Annotated in this window: 17 protein-coding genes; 4 read left to right on the top strand and 13 right to left on the bottom strand. The window is 70.9% G+C overall.

Features of this window, described 5'->3' with window-relative positions:
- Positions 1-18: 18 nt before the first annotated feature.
- The 13 genes from ACYVLJ_RS32815 to ACYVLJ_RS32755 form a co-directional block, all read right to left on the bottom strand.
- A complete protein-coding gene (locus ACYVLJ_RS32815; RefSeq protein WP_451974974.1) occupies positions 19-663 on the bottom strand; it encodes a hypothetical protein in 645 nt (214 codons plus the stop codon).
- Positions 664-716: 53 nt separating this feature from the next.
- Entirely contained in the window at positions 717-1,484 is a 768-nt protein-coding gene (locus ACYVLJ_RS32810; protein WP_460441574.1) for a hypothetical protein, read from the bottom strand.
- Positions 1,481-1,984: a hypothetical protein gene (locus tag ACYVLJ_RS32805; protein ID WP_460441573.1), complete on the bottom strand. Its 504-nt coding sequence runs from the start codon at positions 1,982-1,984 to the stop codon at positions 1,481-1,483. Before ACYVLJ_RS32805 ends, ACYVLJ_RS32810 begins: the two co-directional genes overlap by 4 nt.
- The gene (locus tag ACYVLJ_RS32800) at positions 1,972-3,171 is read right to left on the bottom strand and encodes an Mce/MlaD family protein (RefSeq protein ID WP_460441572.1); all 1,200 of its coding nucleotides are present in this window, start codon (positions 3,169-3,171) and stop codon (positions 1,972-1,974) included. Before ACYVLJ_RS32800 ends, ACYVLJ_RS32805 begins: the two co-directional genes overlap by 13 nt.
- On the bottom strand, positions 3,171-4,229 hold the full coding sequence (locus ACYVLJ_RS32795; protein ID WP_451974966.1) for an MCE family protein: 1,059 nt from the start codon (positions 4,227-4,229) through the stop codon (positions 3,171-3,173). The genes ACYVLJ_RS32800 and ACYVLJ_RS32795 overlap by 1 nt, the downstream gene beginning before the upstream one ends.
- Entirely contained in the window at positions 4,226-5,260 is a 1,035-nt protein-coding gene (locus ACYVLJ_RS32790; protein WP_460441571.1) for an Mce/MlaD family protein, read from the bottom strand. The genes ACYVLJ_RS32795 and ACYVLJ_RS32790 overlap by 4 nt, the downstream gene beginning before the upstream one ends.
- A complete protein-coding gene (locus tag ACYVLJ_RS32785; RefSeq protein ID WP_460441570.1) occupies positions 5,257-6,240 on the bottom strand; it encodes an Mce/MlaD family protein in 984 nt (327 codons plus the stop codon). The genes ACYVLJ_RS32790 and ACYVLJ_RS32785 overlap by 4 nt, the downstream gene beginning before the upstream one ends.
- Complete coding sequence (locus ACYVLJ_RS32780) at positions 6,237-7,241, bottom strand: MCE family protein (protein WP_451974960.1); 1,005 nt, start codon at positions 7,239-7,241, stop codon at positions 6,237-6,239. The genes ACYVLJ_RS32785 and ACYVLJ_RS32780 overlap by 4 nt, the downstream gene beginning before the upstream one ends.
- The gene (locus ACYVLJ_RS32775) at positions 7,238-8,512 is read right to left on the bottom strand and encodes an MCE family protein (protein ID WP_460441569.1); all 1,275 of its coding nucleotides are present in this window, start codon (positions 8,510-8,512) and stop codon (positions 7,238-7,240) included. The genes ACYVLJ_RS32780 and ACYVLJ_RS32775 overlap by 4 nt, the downstream gene beginning before the upstream one ends.
- Positions 8,509-9,366 carry an MlaE family ABC transporter permease gene (locus ACYVLJ_RS32770; protein ID WP_460441568.1) on the bottom strand — a complete coding sequence of 286 codons (858 nt, stop codon included), beginning with the start codon at positions 9,364-9,366 and terminating at the stop codon, positions 8,509-8,511. The genes ACYVLJ_RS32775 and ACYVLJ_RS32770 overlap by 4 nt, the downstream gene beginning before the upstream one ends.
- Positions 9,367-9,369: 3 nt before the next feature.
- The gene (locus ACYVLJ_RS32765) at positions 9,370-10,164 is read right to left on the bottom strand and encodes an MlaE family ABC transporter permease (RefSeq protein WP_451974954.1); all 795 of its coding nucleotides are present in this window, start codon (positions 10,162-10,164) and stop codon (positions 9,370-9,372) included.
- A gap of 362 nt (positions 10,165-10,526) precedes the next feature.
- A complete protein-coding gene (locus ACYVLJ_RS32760) occupies positions 10,527-11,519 on the bottom strand; it encodes an LLM class flavin-dependent oxidoreductase (RefSeq protein WP_451974952.1) in 993 nt (330 codons plus the stop codon).
- 57 nt (positions 11,520-11,576) lie between these two features.
- On the bottom strand, positions 11,577-13,691 hold the full coding sequence (locus tag ACYVLJ_RS32755) for a HelD family protein (RefSeq protein ID WP_460441567.1): 2,115 nt from the start codon (positions 13,689-13,691) through the stop codon (positions 11,577-11,579).
- A gap of 123 nt (positions 13,692-13,814) precedes the next feature.
- Between ACYVLJ_RS32755 and rsmD the strand changes: the two genes are divergently transcribed.
- From rsmD to ACYVLJ_RS32735, 4 genes are all read left to right on the top strand, one after another.
- Positions 13,815-14,375, top strand: coding sequence for a 16S rRNA (guanine(966)-N(2))-methyltransferase RsmD (gene rsmD, locus ACYVLJ_RS32750; RefSeq protein ID WP_460441566.1), 561 nt, complete (start codon positions 13,815-13,817; stop codon positions 14,373-14,375).
- A 43-nt stretch (positions 14,376-14,418) separates the two neighbouring features.
- The gene (gene coaD, locus ACYVLJ_RS32745; RefSeq protein WP_451974946.1) at positions 14,419-14,904 is read left to right on the top strand and encodes a pantetheine-phosphate adenylyltransferase; all 486 of its coding nucleotides are present in this window, start codon (positions 14,419-14,421) and stop codon (positions 14,902-14,904) included.
- Between the two features lie 142 nt (positions 14,905-15,046).
- On the top strand, positions 15,047-15,748 hold the full coding sequence (locus ACYVLJ_RS32740) for a ribonuclease domain-containing protein (RefSeq protein ID WP_460441565.1): 702 nt from the start codon (positions 15,047-15,049) through the stop codon (positions 15,746-15,748).
- A gap of 109 nt (positions 15,749-15,857) precedes the next feature.
- A complete protein-coding gene (locus ACYVLJ_RS32735) occupies positions 15,858-16,586 on the top strand; it encodes a DivIVA domain-containing protein (RefSeq protein ID WP_451974942.1) in 729 nt (242 codons plus the stop codon).
- Positions 16,587-16,627 lie beyond the last annotated feature (41 nt).

Below are 16,627 nucleotides of genomic sequence, written 5' to 3'. Positions count from 1 at the left end.
GCCACCCGCGGCCCGGCGTCAGGAAGCGTCGCTGGCCAGGTCGAGCGAAATGGTGTTGCCCGGCCCCGAAACCAGGGCGCCGAGGGCGATGTCGGCGATGAAGCAGTTGGTGAACTCGGGGATGGTGTAGGTGCCGGTCACCGTGATGGCCGGCGCGGTGATGTCGATGTCCTGCGCGGACAGCGTCAGGTCGAGCGGGGTCTTCGTCTTGCAGCTGCCCGGCACGGTCGGCAGCGGGATGACCGGGACGATCGGGCCGGCCCAGATGTCGTAGATCTCCATGCTGGCCTGGGCGTGCGTGGTCAGGTTGCCGTCGGCGATGGTGCCGGTGGCCGGCCCGAGCGGGGTCACCTTGACCTTCGCCTTGATGCGGAAGATGCCGGACAGCAGCGAGATGTCGGCCTGCGACGGCGGCAGCGCCAGGTCGGCGCTGAGCCCGACCGACCCGGTCTGGTCGTCGATCAGCAGGTTGCCCTTGAGCGAGCCGGGGCCGAGCTTCATGGCGCTGCCGGTCTTCTTCACCGTGGTGCTGCCGGTGACCTTGTAGGACACGGGGATCGGGATGACGTCGGCCGACGCCGGCGTCACCGCGACCCCGGTCAGCGTGAGTGCCGCCGCCGACGTGAGCACGGCCAGTCTCCTCAGCTGCGTTGCCACGGACATGGTTGTCCTCCTTGTGCGTTGCCCGTCCGTTCCCGGGTGTTCCCGGAAACGGTTCAGCGCGGTTCGAGTTCGGTGACGACCCAGCCGTCACCCGTGTGTTCCGCGGTCACGGAAAGCTGCGCCGCGGCGCTGTCGGTCGCATTGTTGTCAGCCCGGACGGCCGATTGGTCGAGAAAGACGAGTAACCGCGCGTGACCATTCCGGAGTTCTTGGACGGCAATCGCCGAAACGCGCGAAGTGAGCACGAGTTTCTGCTCGGGCGCTTTTTCCCGGACTTGCGCGAAGAGCTGGTCGTAAGAGGTCTTGGCGTCCCCGCGCAACACCGCCGCGGCGGCCTTTTCGGTGACGTCGGTCTTGTCGTAGGAATAGGAGAAGATCCGGTTCATCGCGAGGCTGACCGCGGAGGTGACGTCGGCGGTGGCCCCGACGTCGGTGAGGGCGAGGTTCCCGGCGGCGGGGTTGCTCGAGGCGGAGCGCGCTTCGAGGGTGAACCAGACGCCGGCGCCGGTGAGCAGGAGTGCGGCGGCGAGCAGGAGGGCGGGAAGGCGCAGCCAGCCGGGGCGGGTTTTGGCTGGAGCATGCTCGGCAGCGGCTTCACCTTCGGCTGGCTCGGACTCAGTGCGGGACTCGCCGACTTCGGTCTCGGCGATCTCGAGCCGCCCGGCACCGGCCGGGGCGGCCTCGGCGGGGCTGCTCGAGCCTGCGGTGGTGGCCTGGTCGGTCTCGCCGTCGGCGAGCGGCTCGGCCTCAGCGGGGCTGCTCGAGCCTGCGGCGGCGACCTCGGCCGCCGACTCTTCCGGGATCGCCCGGGTGCGGCTCATCGGGCACCCACCGGCAGCTGGTCGAGCGCACTCAACTTCCACCCCTCAGCCGTTCGCGACAACGCCGCCGCGAAACGGTTGCGCTTAACCGTCGGTGCCGCCCCTTGGCGGGTCATCGTGATCTCCACCGACGCCAGCATCTTCGCCGTCCCCGCGTGCTCGTCCAGCTCGCTCAACGCCGCGTCCAGGACCCGGCCCGTCGCCACCGTCGCGTTCGCCGTCAGCGTCTTCTTCGTCGTGTCGTCCGTGCGGGCCAGCTGGTCGTGCAACGGGCCCGTCGAGGCCGCCAGCCAGCGTCCCAGCCCGCCGTTCACGTCGTGGTAGTCCAGCGTGTTCAGCTCCGCCACCAGCGTCCGGCCGCTCGTCAACGCCTCGTCGCGCGCGACGCCGTACGTCAGCGCCGAGTCGTGCGAAGCCGCGTACCACGCGTAGCCCGACCAGCCCGCGAAGACCGTGGCGGCCGCGAAGACCGCTACAGCGCCGTACTTCACCGCAGCCACAGCATCTCCTCGAGGCTCGTCGACGTCGTCAGCCCGTCGAGTCCGGTCAGGCCGCCCGGCAGCGCCGGTGCCGGGACCGGCGGGTGCGGTGCGTTCTGCGCGCCGCGCACCGAACTCGGGTTGCCGTACGGCAGGGTGCAGGCCGCGTCCGTGTTGAACGGCAACGGCGAAAGGTCGTCGCTCGACCGGTGCGGCGTGCTTTCGTAGCCACGCACGCACGGCTGCGGGTTGTCGAAGTTGAGCACCAGTTCCATCCGCAGGGCGTCGCCCTGGGGGTTCAGCGCCGAGCCGACGCCCGCGACCGCGCGCGGCACGTTCGCCAGCAGCGTCTCCTCCGCCGCCGTGCGGGTGCCGAACACCCGCGCCGTCGTCAGCAGGTTGGCCAGCAGGATCGGCAGGCCCGGGTCGTTCTCCTTCAGCAGCGTCGAAAGCTCGGTCGCCGCCGGCGGGGCGGTCGCGATCAGCCGCCGCAGGTCGCCGTCCGACCGCGCGAGCTGCTGGGCGAAGACGCGGGCGTTGCCGCTGAACGAACGCCACTCCGACGACGAGCCGACCTGGGTCCGCAGCACCGTCGCGCCGTCACCGATGAGCTTCGACGTCTGGGGCAGGTTCGCGCTCGCCTGCTGGGTGAACGCGGTCGCCGAGTCCATCAGCGTCTGCAGGTCGGGGCCGGCGCCGCGCAGGGCGTCGTCGAGCTCGTCCACCACCGTCCGCAGGTCCTGCGTCGGCACCGACGCGGTGAACGAGTCCAGGTCGGTCAGCAGGCTGTTCACCGGCAGCGGCAACGTCGTCGACTCGCGCTGGATGACCGAGCCCGCCTCGAGGTAGGGCGCGTCGGCCGTGCGCGGCTGCAGGTCGACGTACTGCTCGCCGACCGCCGACCGGTTCGCCACCACCGCCGCGGAGTTCGCCGGGATGGGCGGGGCGCCGTCGTCGATCAGCAGGTCGGCCTCGGTGCCCGTGGTGGTCAGCCGCAGCTCGCCGACGCGCCCGACCGCGACGCCGCGGTAGGTCACCTCGCCGTTGGTGAACAGCCCGCCGCCTTCGGCGAGCTCGAGCTTCACCGTGTAGCTGCCCGAGCCGAACAGCCGGCCGAGCCCGGCGTAGTTGGCTCCGACGAACGCCGTCGTGGCCAGGGCGATCACGACGAACGCGACCACCTGGACCCGCACCCTGCGCGTCAGCATCACTGGCCTCCCGAACCGAGCGGGAGCGTCGGCAGGCCGGGCGGGACGCCTTCGCCGGGCGGCGGCAGCGGCACGCCGGCCGCCGGGATCATCGACGTGTACACGTTGACGTAGTCGCCCTTGATCGCCGGCAGCACCGAGTCGGGGAAGGGGAACGTCGGCAGCATCTGCAGCGACTTCGGCAGCTTGTCCTCCGCGTCGGCCAGCCGGCCGAGGATGGGCGCGAGCGCGCGCAGGTCCGCCACCATGTCGTCGCGGCTGCGGTTCACGACGTCCGTGGCCACCGACGAAAGCCGGTCGAGCGACTGCAGCATCGAGACGAGCTGGGTGCGCTGCTCGCTCAGGCTCTGCAACCCCGGCGTGAGGTCGGTCAGCGCGCCCGACACCTGCTCGTGCCGGTCCGCGAGCGTCGCGGACAGCCGGTTGAGCCCGTCGAGCGCCTCGGTGATGTCCGAGCGGTGGCTGTCCAGGTCCGTCATCAGCGTGGTGACACCGGAGAGGAACGAGCGGATCTGCTCTTCGTTGCCGTCCATCACCTTGGACAACTCGCGGTTGATCGTCTGCAGCTGCCCGATCCCGCCGCCGTTGAGCAGCAGGGAAAGGGCGCCGAAGATCTCCTCGAACTCGGGGTTGCGGTTGGTGCGCGACACCGGGATCGTCGCGTCGTTCGCGAGCCGCGGGCCGGCGTTCGCGGCTTCGCCGTCCGGGGCGGCCAGCTCGACGAACTTCTCGCCGAGCAGGCTCGACTGGCGCAGCCGCGCGACGGCGTCGGCGGGCAGCCGGACGTCGCCGTTGACGTCCAGCACGGCTTCGGCGGTCCAGCCGTCGGCGCCGAGCCGGATCTCCCGCACCCGCCCGACCGGGACGTCGCCGACCTTCACCGCGGCCTGCGGCACCAGGTCGAGGACGTCGGCGAACTGCGCGGTCACCGCGTAGGGGTGGTCGCCGAGGTCGGCGCCGCCGGGCAGCGGCAGGTCGTAGACGCCCTTGAACTCGCCCGAAGAGCAGCCCGCGAGCAGGAGGCAGCCGACGCCCACAGCCGCGAGGATCCGCTTCACCGCCCACCCCCGTTGGTGTAGACGTCGCCGCTGAGCGGCAGGGGCGTCGGCGGGTAGTACTCGAGGACGTTGCCGCGGCCGCGCAGCGCGCCGGTGTCCGGGTCGATCGCGTTGAGCACGTTCGTCACCGCCAGCGGCGCCCCGTCCAGGGTCTCGGCCAGCGACTGGCGCTGCTCGACGAGCGTCCGCGTCGTCACGACCAGGTTGTCCACATTGGACTTCAGGACGGTGCGGTTGTCCCGGATGAACGCCTGGACGTCGCCGAGCGCCTGGCCGAGGCTGTTCAGCGCGTGGCTCAGCTCGCCGCTGTTGGCGGCCAAGGTCCCCGAGATCTGCGACAGCTGCTGGTTGACGCCGCTGACCTGCTGGTCGTTGGTGGCGAGCATGGTCGTGAACCGCTGCAGCTCGTCGACGGTGCCGAACAGGTCGGTCGAGTTGCCCGCCAGCGTCCGGGCGAGCTGCGCGAAGTTGCGGACGCTGTCGTTGAACGCCTGCCCGTTGCCCTGCAGGTTCCGCGCGCCGGTCTTGAGCAGGTCCGACAGGGCGCCCTGGGAGTTCGCGCCGTTCGGGCCGAGGGCCTTCGACAGCGTGTCGAGGCTGGCGTAGAGCTGGTCGAGCTCGACCGGGGTCGCGGTGCGGGCCACCGGGATCGACGCGCCGTCGGGCAGCCGGGGCCCGCCGCGGGCCGGCTTGGCGAACTGGACGTAGCGGTCGGCGACGACGCTCGGCGCGATCACCAGCACCGTGGTGTCCTCGGCGATCCCGACCGAGCCGTCGACCGTCATGTCGACCTGCACCTGGTCGCCGCGCGGGGTGACGGCGTCGACCTGGCCGATCCGGACGCCGAGCACGCGGACGTCGGAGCCGGCGTAGACGCCGACCGCGCGCGTGAAGAACGCCGTGACGTGGTGCTGCCCGGTGCCGGAGAACACCCACCACAGCGCGGCCGTGACGGCGAGCGCGAGCAGGAGCGCGGCGGCGATGAACCGGCTGGTCAGGACCCCGGCGCGGGTGGTGGTCAGCGCGCTCACTTCGTACCTCCCGGCGCGGTGCACGGGCTGTGGTTCTCGGGCAGCAGCCCGCAGAGGTAGGCGTCGATCCAGCGGCCGTTTCCGGTGGTGTTGGTGACGACGCGGAAGTACGGCCCGGCCAGCTGCAGGCCCTTGGTGAGGTTGTCGTTCTGCCGCCTCAGCAGGTCGGTGACCTGGTCGAGCGCGGTCAGCGCCTTCTTGAGCTGGTCGCTGTTGTCGGCGACGAGCCCGCGCAGCTGGTCGGCCAGCCGCGCCGAGCCGGTCAGCAGGTCGTGGATCGCGTCGCGGCGGTTGTTCAGCTCGGTGAGCAGCAGGTTGCCGTCGTCGATGAGGTTCTCGAAGTCGTCGTTCGAGTTCGCCAGCGTGGTGGTCAGCTTCCGCGCGTTGGCCAGGAGTTCGGCGATCTCGCCGTCGCGGCTGGAGACGGTCTTGGACAGCTGGGACAGGCCGTCGAGCGCGCTGCGGACGTGCTCGGGGGAGGTGCGGAAGGTGTCCGACAGCGTGGTGAAGCTGTCCGCGAGCTGTTTCGTGTCGATCGCGCCGACCGTGTCCGCGAGGCCGTTGAAGGCGTCGGTGACGTCGTAGGGCGTGACGGTCCGGGTGCGGGGGATCGGCCGGTTCGGGTCCTGCACGCCGTCGCCGGTGGGGTTCAGCGCGAGGAACTTGCGGCCCAGCAACGTCTTGATCTTGATGTCGGCCGTCGTGCGGTCGCCGATCCAGGCGTTCTTGACCCGGAAGGCCACCAGGACGTGGTCGTCGTCGAGCGTGACGTCGCGGACCTCGCCGACCTTGATGCCGGCGATCCGCACCTCGTCGTCCGGCTGCAGGCCCGCGGCTTCGGAGAACTCCGCCCGGTAGGTGGTGCCGCCGCCGACGACCGGCAGGTTGTCGTAGTTGAACGTGACGGTGAGCAGCGCGGCGAGCGCGACGCTGCCGACCACGCCGAGGGTGATCGGGTTGCGTTCCTTGAAGGACTTCACGAGCCGCACCTCGCCGCCGGGACGTACACCCCGCGCTGGGGCGTGGTTTCGAGCGTGGCGCGGCAGAGGAAGAAGTTCATCCACGTCCCGTAGGAGGAGACCCGGCCGATCTCGGTGAACTTCACCGGCAGGTCGGTCAGGAAGCTGTCCACATCGGACTGGTTCTGGCCCAGCGTGCTCGCCACCTCCTGCAGCCCGGCGATGCTCTCCTTGAGCGGCGGGCGCGCCTGCTCGAACAAGCCGGCCGTGGACTGCGTCAGGTCGCCGATCCCGCTGATGGCGTCGCCGATCGCGGCGCGGTCGCCGGCCAGTCCGGACACCAGCTGCCGCAGCGTGGACACCAGGTTCGCCAGCGCGTCGCCCTTGCCGTTGACGGTCTTGAGGACCGAGTTGAGGTTCCCGATCACCTCGCCGATCACCTTGTCGCGCGAGGCGAGCGTGGTGGTCAGGGAACCGGTGTGGGCCAGCAGGCTCTCGACGGTGCCGCCTTCGCCCTGCAGCACCTGGACGATCTCGCCGGACAGCTCGTTGACGTCGGTCGGCGAGAGCGCCTGGAACAGCGGCTTGAAGCCGTTGAACAGGTCGGTGAGGTCCAGGGCCGGCGTCGTGCGGTCCAGCGGGATCTCGCCGCCCTCGGGCAGCAGGTCCCGGGTGCCGGTCGTGCCGCGCTCGAGGGCGACGTAGCGCTGCCCGACCATGTTGCGGTACTTGATGACCGCCTTGACGTCGGCGGGCAGCCGGCGGCCCCGGTCGAGGGAGAACCCGACGAGCGCCCGGTTGTGGTCGCTGATCTCGAGCGAGGAGACCTGGCCGACGCGCACGCCGGAGATGCGCACGTCGTCGCCGACGTTGAGCGAGGTGGCGTCGAGGAACTTGGCCGAGTAGGTCATGCCCGCGCCGACGCCGGAGTTCGTGATGGAGACGGCCAGCAGAGCCGTGGCGACGGCCGTCACGGCGATGAAGACCAAGCTCTTGATGAGCGGCGAAGCGACGTTCCTCACTTGAGCTTCACCTCCGTGCCGCGGTAGAGCGGGCCGACGAGCACGCTGCTCCACGCCGGGACCCGCGCGGCCGGCACGCCGATCGACGGCGCGACCAACGTGGACAGCAGCTGCTGCTCCTGCGGCGAGTTCGCGACGCCGAGGTCGCCCTCGCCGCCGGGCAGCAGCGGGTGCCCGGCGGTGCCAGGACCCGCCGCGGCGGTGCCGACGGTCGGGGCGACGCCGGAGGGGTAGCAGCGCGGCTCGCCGCCGCCGGTGTAGCGCGGGTCGTCCCTGCCGGGCAGGTACTTGCCGCTGTCGGCGGTCACCGTGACTTCGGCGTGCAGGCCCGGCTCGTTCCGGGTGGTGCCGAGGACCTTGTCCATCGAGTCCTTCAAGGCGCTCAGCGAGCCGATGGTGCAGGCGAAGCTGGGGGAGTACTTCGCGGCGATCTCCAGCGGCGCGCGGCTGTCGGCGGCCAGTGAGATCAGGTTGTCGCGGTTGTTCTGCAGGAACGTCGTGACCTCCTGGGACGACGACGTCACCTGCTGGTAGACCCCGGCGAGGTCGGCCTGCTTCTCCTTGACCGTGTTGAGCGTGACGGCCGACGAGCTGAGCGCGTCGAGCAGGTCGGGGGCGATGTCGCCGTAGAGGTTCGAAACCGTGGCCAGGTCGTGGATGTCCCGGGTGAGCGTCGGCACGTCCGGGGTGAAGTCCTTCAGGTAGCCCGCGGCCGTGTCGAGGGTCCGGCCGAGCTGCTCGCCGCGCCCTTGCAACGCCGTCGAGACCGCGGTCAGCGTGGTCGCGAGCTTCTGCGGCTGGACGGCCTTGAGCAGCGGCAGCAGGTTGTCGAAGACGCGTTCCAGCTCGATCGCGTTGGCCGAGCGGTCCTGCTCGATGACGTCACCCGATTTCAGGTGCGGAGCCCGGGCGGTGTCCGGAATGGACAACTGGACGTACCGCTCGCCGAACAGCGTCTTCGGCACGAGCAACGCGGAGACGTTGCGCGGCAGCATGTCCACTTTGCCCGGCTCCAGCGCAAGCGCTATCTCGGCGCCCTGCGGCGTCGCCCGGACCTCGCGGATCTCGCCGACGAGCACGCCGCGGGCCTTGACCTGGCCGCCCGGGGAGAGCTGGTTGCCGATGCGGTCCGCCTTGAGCGTCACCGGGACGACGGTGACGAAGTCCTTGTCGTACACCTTGATCGAGAGCGTCACGAGCACGCCCATCACCACCAGGAACAGCACGCCCGCGGTGCGGATCCCGGCCTTGCGGCGGGTCTCCCGTCTCATCCGGCCACCTGCACGGTGGTCGTCGCGCCCCAGATGGCCAGGGACAGGAAGAAGTCGAGCACGCTGATCGCGACGATCGCGGTGCGCACCGCACGGCCGACCGCCACGCCGACGCCCGCCGGGCCGCCGCTCGCGCGGAAGCCGTAGTAGCAGTGGGCCAGCACCACGACCACGCTGAACACCAGGACCTTCCCGAACGACCACAGCACGTCGCCGGGCGGCAGGAACAGCAGGAAGTAGTGGTCGTAGGTGCCCGCGGACTGGCCGAAGAACCACACGGTGATCTGGCGCGAGGCGAGGTAGCTCGACAGCAGCCCGATCGCGTAGAGCGGGATGACCGCGACGAAGCCGGCGATCACCCGCGTCGTCACCAGGTACGGGACGCTCGGGATGCCCATGACCTCGAGCGCGTCGATCTCCTCGGAGATCCGCATCGCGCCGAGCTGCGCGGTGAAGCCGCAGCCGACGGTCGCGCTCAACGCGAGCCCGCTCACCAGCGGCGCGATCTCGCGGGTGTTGAAGTAGGCGGAGACGAACCCGGCGAACGCCGACGTCCCGACCTGGTTGAGCGCGGAGTAGCCCTGCAGGCCGACGACCGTGCCGGTGGCGACGGTCATCCCGATCATCACGCCGATCGTGCCGCCGATGACGGCGAGCGCGCCGCTGCCGAAGCTGACTTCGGCCAGCAGGCGGACGATCTCGCGCAGGTAGCGGCGGAGCGCGCGCGGCACCCACGCGATCGCGCGCAGGAAGAAGAGGATCTGGTCGCCGAGGGTGTCGAGGAAGCCGAAGCTCCGGTCGACGGTTTCGCGGACCCGCGCGGATCTCGATCTCGGGACGTCGGTGGTCACCATGGCTCAGCTCCCCTTCGGCGGCACGAGCTGCAGGTACACGGTGGTGAGCACCAGGTTCAGCACGAACAGCAGCAGGAACGTGATGACCACGGACTGGTTGACGGCGTCGCCGACGCCCTTCGGCCCGCCCTTGGGGTTCAGCCCGCGGTAGGCGGCGACCACGCCGGCGACGAAGCCGAAGATGACGGCCTTGATCTCGCTGATCCACAGGTCGGGCAGCTGCGCCAGCGCCGAGAAGCTCGCCAGGTACGCGCCGGGCGTGCCGTGCTGCATGATCACGTTGAAGAAGTAGCCGCCGAGCACACCGACGACGCTGACCATGCCGTTGAGGAAGACGGCGACCCCCATCGCGGCGAGCACCCGCGGCACGATCAGCCGCTGCACGGGCGAGACGCCGAGGACCTCCATCGCGTCGATCTCTTCGCGGATGGTGCGGGACCCGAGGTCGGCGCACATCGCGCTACCGCCCGCGCCGGCGATGAGCAGCGCCGTGACGATCGGGCTGGCCTGCTGGATGATGGCGAGCACGCTGGCCGCGCCGGTGAAGGACTGCGCGCCGATCTGCGTGGTCAGCGACCCGATGTGCAGCGCGATGACCGCGCCGAACGGGATGGAGACCAGCGCCGTCGGCAGGATCGAGACGCTCGCGATGAACCAGAACTGCTGGATCAGCTCACGCAGCTGGAACGGGCGCCGGAAGGTCAGCCGGACGACGTCGAAGCCGAGCCCGTAGAGCCGCCCGGTCTGCCGCAGCGCGGCGGCCCCGGGGAACGACGCCGTCGTCGTCCGTTCGGCCATGCGTGTGCCTCCCCAGTGGTTCCGGCGGCACGCCGAATACACCCGAGATGAGCAAGGGGAAATGGTCCGAACGGCGTAAAAATTGTCGGCCATTCACGGTCTCGGGGGACACCGTGCCGGTTCCTACTGGTCGGTACGCTAACGACGGGCCTGCTGGGAGACAAGAACTTCAGCATGATCACGCGGTCACGGGCTGGTAACCGCGCATTTCTTGTCGAGCGCTGACAAACGGACCGGATCTTGTTGTCAAAGAAGGAAAAGAAAATACCGACCCGGCTGCCGGAAGTGACGGATGGGCACCTTTGTAGCACCGGACGCGCCGGAGGGCACCTCCACGGCGAAGGTGCCCTCCGGGGTGCTCGTCAGGACTTGAGGCCGGCGACCAGCTCGTACGAGCGGACGCGGTCCGCGTGGCCGTGGACCATCGTGGTGATCATCAGCTCGTCCGCGTCCGTGTCGGCCAGCAGCTGCTCGAGTCCCTTGTGGACGGTCTCGGGCGAGCCGATGATGCTCGAGCCGAAGCGGTCGGCGAGGAACGCGCGGTCGATCTCCGTGTACGGGTACTCCGCCGCCTCTTCGGGGGTCGGCATCGCGATCGGGCGGCCGCGGCGCAGGCTGAGGAACGTCAGCCCGGACGGCCCGGCCAGGAACCGCGCGCGGTCGTCCGTCTCGGCCGCGACGACCGAAACGCCGAGCATCACGTACGGCTCGTCGAGCACGCCGGGCCGGAAGTTCTCCCGGTACAGCTGCACGGCCGGGATCGTGTTCTCGGCCGCGAAGTGGTGCGCGAAGGAGAACGGCAGCCCGAGCCGGCCGGCGAGCTGGGCGCTGAAGCCGCTCGAGCCCAGCAGCCACACCGGCGGCTGGTTGCCCTCGGCCACCACCGCGTTGACGCCCCGCGCCTCGGAGTGGGTGAAGTAGCCGATCAGCTCCTGCAGGTGCTCCGGGAAGTTCTCCGCCGACAGCCCGCCCGGCCCGCGCAGCGCGAGCGCCGTCCGCTGGTCGGTGCCCGGCGCGCGGCCGATGCCGAGGTCGATGCGGCCGGGGTGGAACGCCTCCAGCGTGCCGAACTGCTCGGCGACCACCAGCGGCGCGTGGTTGGGCAGCATGATCCCGCCCGAGCCGACGCGGATGCGCTCGGTCGCGTCGGCGACGTGGCCGATCAGCACGGCCGTCGCCGAGCTGGCGATGCCGGGCATGTTGTGGTGCTCGGCCAGCCAGTAGCGGTTGAAGCCCAGCCGTTCCGCGGCGCGGGCGAGGTCCAGGGTGTTGCGCAGCGTCTCGCCGATGCTGTTCCCCTCCGAAACGGGGGACAGGTCGAGCACGGACAGCGGCACGTCAGGCAGTGAGCTCACAACCGGGGTCAACGCCCCGGTGCCGCCAAAGCTTCCCGCGCCGCCGCCCGGGCGTGTTCAGCGCGCGGGGAGCCAGTCGGGGTTCGAGGCCAGCACGGTCAGCTGCTGCGTCGCCCGGGTCAGCGCGACGTACAGCACCCGCCGCCCGGTCGTCGACTCGACGATCAGGTCGTTCGGCTCGACGAGCACCACGGCGTCGTACTCCAGGCCCTTCGAGTCCAGGCTGCCCACGACCTTCAGCCGCTCGTCCTCGTGGTCCGCCAGCCAGCCGGCGACCTCCGGCACCCGGTCCATCGCCGTGATCACGCCGACCGTGCCCTCGACCGCGCCCAGCAGCTCCTTGACCGCCGCCTGCGTCGCCGACGCCAGGCCGGCCGCCTCCACCGGGCGGACCTCCGGCACGATCCCGGTCTTGCGCACGGCCACCGGCAGCTCGCCGGCCTCCGCGTGCCCGGTCACGACCTTCGCCGCCAGGTCGAAGATCTCGGCCGAGTTCCGGTAGTTCGTGCGCAGCGTGAACCGGCGCCGCGCGGTCTTGAGGCCGAACGCCTGGTCGCGCGCCTGCGCCGCCTCGGCCGGGTCCGGCCACGAGCTCTGCACGGGGTCGCCGACCACCGTCCAGCTCGCGTACTTGCCGCGCCGGCCGACCATCCGCCACTGCATCGGCGAGAGGTCCTGCGACTCGTCGACGACCACGTGCGAGTACTCGTCGTAGTGCTCGGGCCGCGTCGGGGCGCCGCCGGAGCGGTCCGGCTCGACCTCGATCACCTGGCGGCGCTTGCGCTTCGGCGGCGGCCCGATCAGCACGCGCAGCTCGTCCAGCAGCGCGACGTCCGCGATCGACCAGCCCCGCGAGCGGTCCGCGAAGTCCGCGGCCAGCATCGAGATCTCCTGCCGGTTCAGCACGCCCTTCGCGACCGAGGCCAGCCGCTTCTCCTCGCCCAGCCACTTCAGGACCTGCGCCGGGTACAGGACCGGCCACCAGACGACCAGGAACCGGTGGAAGTCGATCCGCTCGCCGAGGTCGGTGACCAGCTCGGCGCGGTCGATCTGCTTGCCGTCGGCCTTCGCGTACTCCTCCGCCTTCGACGCCAGCGCGTCGAGCAGCAGCTCGGCCGCCCGGATCCGCGACCGGTTCGGCGGCGCGCCCTGCGTGTGGGCCTTGCGGCGGACCTTCTCCAGCTCGCGCGCGGTCAGCTTGAGGACCTCGCCGCGGTAGACGATCCGCATCTCCTCCGGCGCGTCCGGCGGGGTGTCGCGCAGCGCCCGCAGCAGGATCTTGCGCATCCGCAGCGACCCCTTGACGGCGGCGAGCGGCGCCGCGTCCTGCCGCGTCGCCTCCAGGCCGTCGAGGACCTCGCCGAGCGCGCGCAGTTCGACGTTCGTCTCCCCCATCGAGGGGAGGACCCGCGAGATGTAGCTGGTGAACACCCCCGAGGGCCCGATCACGAGCACGCCGGCCCCGCCGAGCTGGCGGCGGTAGCGGTAGAGCAGGTAGGCCGCGCGGTGCAGCGCGACGGCCGTCTTGCCGGTGCCCGGCCCGCCGGTGATCTCGGTGACACCGCGCCACGGCGCCCGGATGACCTCGTCCTGCTCCTTCTGGATGGTCGCGACGATGTCGCGCATCTTCTCGCCGCGCGAGCGCCCCAGCGCGGCCATCAGCGCGCCTTCGCCGACGATCTGCATGTCCTCGGGGACGGCGTCGGCGATCAGCACGTCGTCGTCGACGTCCAGCACGTTCTGGCCGGAGCAGCGGATCACCCGCCGCCGCACGACGTCCATCGGCTCCTCGGCCGTGGCCTGGTAGAACGCGGCCGCGGCGGGCGCGCGCCAGTCCGTGACGAGGTTGTCGAACTCGGCGTCGCGGATGCCGAGGCGGCCGACGTAGGTGCGTTCGCCCTCGCGGTCGTCGAGCCGGCCGAAGACCAGGCCCTCGTACTCGGCGTCGAGCGTCTGGAGCGTCTGGTTGGCGTGGTAGACCATCATGTCGCGCTCGAAGAGCATCGACGCCTGCTCGAAGATCGCCTCGCGCTGCGCGCCCTGGCCGATCTCGTAGCCCTTCGTGCGCATCGCCTCGGCTTGGGCGCGCAGTTCGTCCAGACGGGTGTACACGCGATCGACGTGGGCTTGCTCGATGGCGATCTCGGCCCGTCTGACCCGAGGTTCCGACACGCATGGCTCCTTGACAGCTCTGGATCGCCTCCGAGGGCGAAGAACGACTCTACGCGTTGGCTCCGGCGGGCACACCGATGTCCCGGTTCTGAGTGCCACGTGTCATCGGCTCACAATCAGGGGGTGACCAGGATCGTGGCCGGGACGGCGGGCGGGCGGCGGCTGAAGGTGCCGCCGAAGGGCACCCGGCCGACGTCGGAACGCGTCCGCGAAGCGCTGTTCAACGCCCTCGAAACGGCGGGTGAGCTGGACGGCGCCCACGTCCTGGACCTCTACGCCGGCTCCGGCGCCCTCGGCCTCGAAGCCCTCTCGCGCGGCGCGGCGGACGCCCTGTTCGTCGAGGCCGACCGGCGGGCGGTGGACGTCCTGCGCGGCAACGTCGCGGCGCTCGGCCTGGGCGGCACGGTCCGCGCCGGGCAGGTCGAGACGGTCGTCGCGGCGCCCGCGCCCTCGTCGTTCGACCTGGTCCTGGCCGACCCGCCGTACGCCGTGGACGCGGCGGCGCTCGGCAAGGTGCTCGCTTCCCTGGCGTCGGGGGGCTGGCTGGGTTCGTCGGCGCTGGTCGTCGTCGAGCGCGCGGCCCGCGACGGCGAGCCGGACTGGCCGGCCGGTTTCGAGCCTTCGCGCGCGAAGAAGTACGGGGACACGGCGGTCTTCTGGGCCGAATTCACGCCTGTGGCGTGAGCCACGCGGCGGAAACCGGGTCCGGCACGGTAGCGTCCGCGCCATGCGGCGTGCGGTCTGTCCCGGTTCCTACGATCCGGCCACCAACGGCCACCTCGACATCGTCGAACGGGCCAGCGTGCTGTTCGACGAGGTCGTCGTCGCGGTGGGGGTGAACAAGAGCAAGAAGGGCCTCTTCGAGATCGAAGAGCGCCTGGAGATGCTGCGCGAGATCACGGCGAAGCTGCCGAACGTGCGCGTCGACTCGTGGGAGGGCCTGCTGGTCGACTACTGCCGCGACAACGACATCGCGGCGGTCGCCAAGGGCCTGCGCTCGGTCAGCGACTTCGACTACGAGCTGCAGATGGCGCAGATGAACCGCGAGCTGACCGGCGTCGAGACGCTGCTGATGGCGAACAACCCGGCGTACGGGTTCGTGTCGAGCTCCCTGGTGAAGGAGGTCGCGGCCCTCGGCGGCGACATCGAGCACCTGGTGCCGCCGGTCGTCTACGAGCGGCTCACCGAGAAGTTCCCGAAGCTCGGCCGCTGAACGGTCCTGATCGGACTTCCGCAACCCGGGGCGCCCGGTTCCCTTCGTTCGGCCCCCTACGTTCGTCGGGACTTCCGGCCGGGCGTGCCGGAGTTCACGTTCTCGCCTTCTGACGATCATCCGATCGGGTTACGGTCCGAAAATGACCAACTACCGATCTCGCCTGGTCGCGGTCCTTTTCGCGCTCCTGGCCACGTTGTCCATGGGGGTCACCGCCGCCGAAGCGGTGACGGATTCACCGGCCGTCGCGGCCCAGAACTCCTGCGGGAACCTCTCCGGGTTCACGCACACGACGCTCCCGGCGCTGCCGGCCGAAGCGACGACGACGTACAACCTCATCCAGAAGGGTGGTCCCTTCCCGTACCCGCAGAACGACGGCGTCGTCTTCGACAACCGCGAGGGCGTCCTCCCGTCCTGCGCGTCGGGCTACTACCACGAGTACACGGTGCCGACGCCCGGCTCGAGCAACCGCGGCACGCGGCGCATCGTGACCGGATCGGGTGGCGAGTACTTCTACACCGGCGACCACTACGCCACCTTCCAGGTCATCGACGTCGGCGGTGGCAGCACGCCCGCGAAGTGCGGCGATCTGTCGAAGCTGACCGGCATCGGCTACTCGCAGCTCTCGTCGGCGGCCCGCACGGTCGTGGACAACGCCCGCAACGGCACCTCGGCCGGCACGGCGTACGAGAACCGCGAAGGCGTCCTGCCGGCTTGCGCGTCCGGCTACTACAAGCTGTTCCCGGTGGGCACGAACGACCGGGTGATCACGGGCAAGGCGGGCGAGGTGGCCTACACGCCCGACCACTACGCCACGTTCAAGCGCGTCGACCTGAACTCCTGAGCCCCGCGCCGGGCGTGGACCACGGGGACACGCCCGGCGCCGGTCGCGTGCACCGGTTCGGCGCCGGATGCGGGCAGACTGATCTCAGCGACAGGGGATTGGAGTTGCCGTGTACCGGGTTTTCGAGGCGCTCGACGAGCTCGTCACCATCGTCGAGGAGGCGCGCGGCGTCCCGATGACGTCCAGCTGCGTCGTGCCGCGCGGCGACGTGCTGGAGCTCCTCGACGACGTGCGCGACGCGCTGCCGGCGGAGGTCGACGACGCCCAGGACGTGCTCGACAAGCGCGACGACCTGATCCACGCCGCCCGCAAGGAGGCGGGGGAGACGGTCGCCGGCGCGAACGCCGAAGCCGAGCGCGCGATCGCCGACGCGACGGACGAGGCGGAGCGCATCCTGGCCGACGCCCGCGCCCGCGCCGAGCAGATGCTCGCCGACGCCCACGACCAGGCGGACCGCACGGTCGCGGCGGGCCAGGCCGAGTACCAGAACCTCACGGACCGCTCCCGCGCCGAGTCCGAGCGCATGATCCAGGCCGGTCGTGACGCCTACGACCGCGCCATCGAGGACGGCCGCGCCGAGCAGGCGAGGCTGGTGGCCCAGACGGAGGTCGTCCAGGCGGCCCACGCCGAGTCGGCCCGCATCGTCGACGAGGCCCACGCCGAGGCGGACCGCCAGCGCCAGGACTGCGACGCGTACGTGGACGGCAAGCTGGCGGAGTTCTCGGAGCTCCTGGCCACGACGCTGCGCACGGTGGACTCGGGCCGCAACCACCTGCGGTCGCCGGCGAACCTCCCGAACTCGGGCGGCCGGCCGACGCTGTACGACTACCAGGTGTGACGAGTCTCTCGGGCCCGCGCTCGCGCACGTCACGCCCGGAC

This window comes from Amycolatopsis stemonae, from assembly GCF_054781455.1.
The sequence above is the reverse complement of the archived record's forward strand: the minus strand, read 5'-3'. Positions and strand labels throughout refer to the sequence as shown.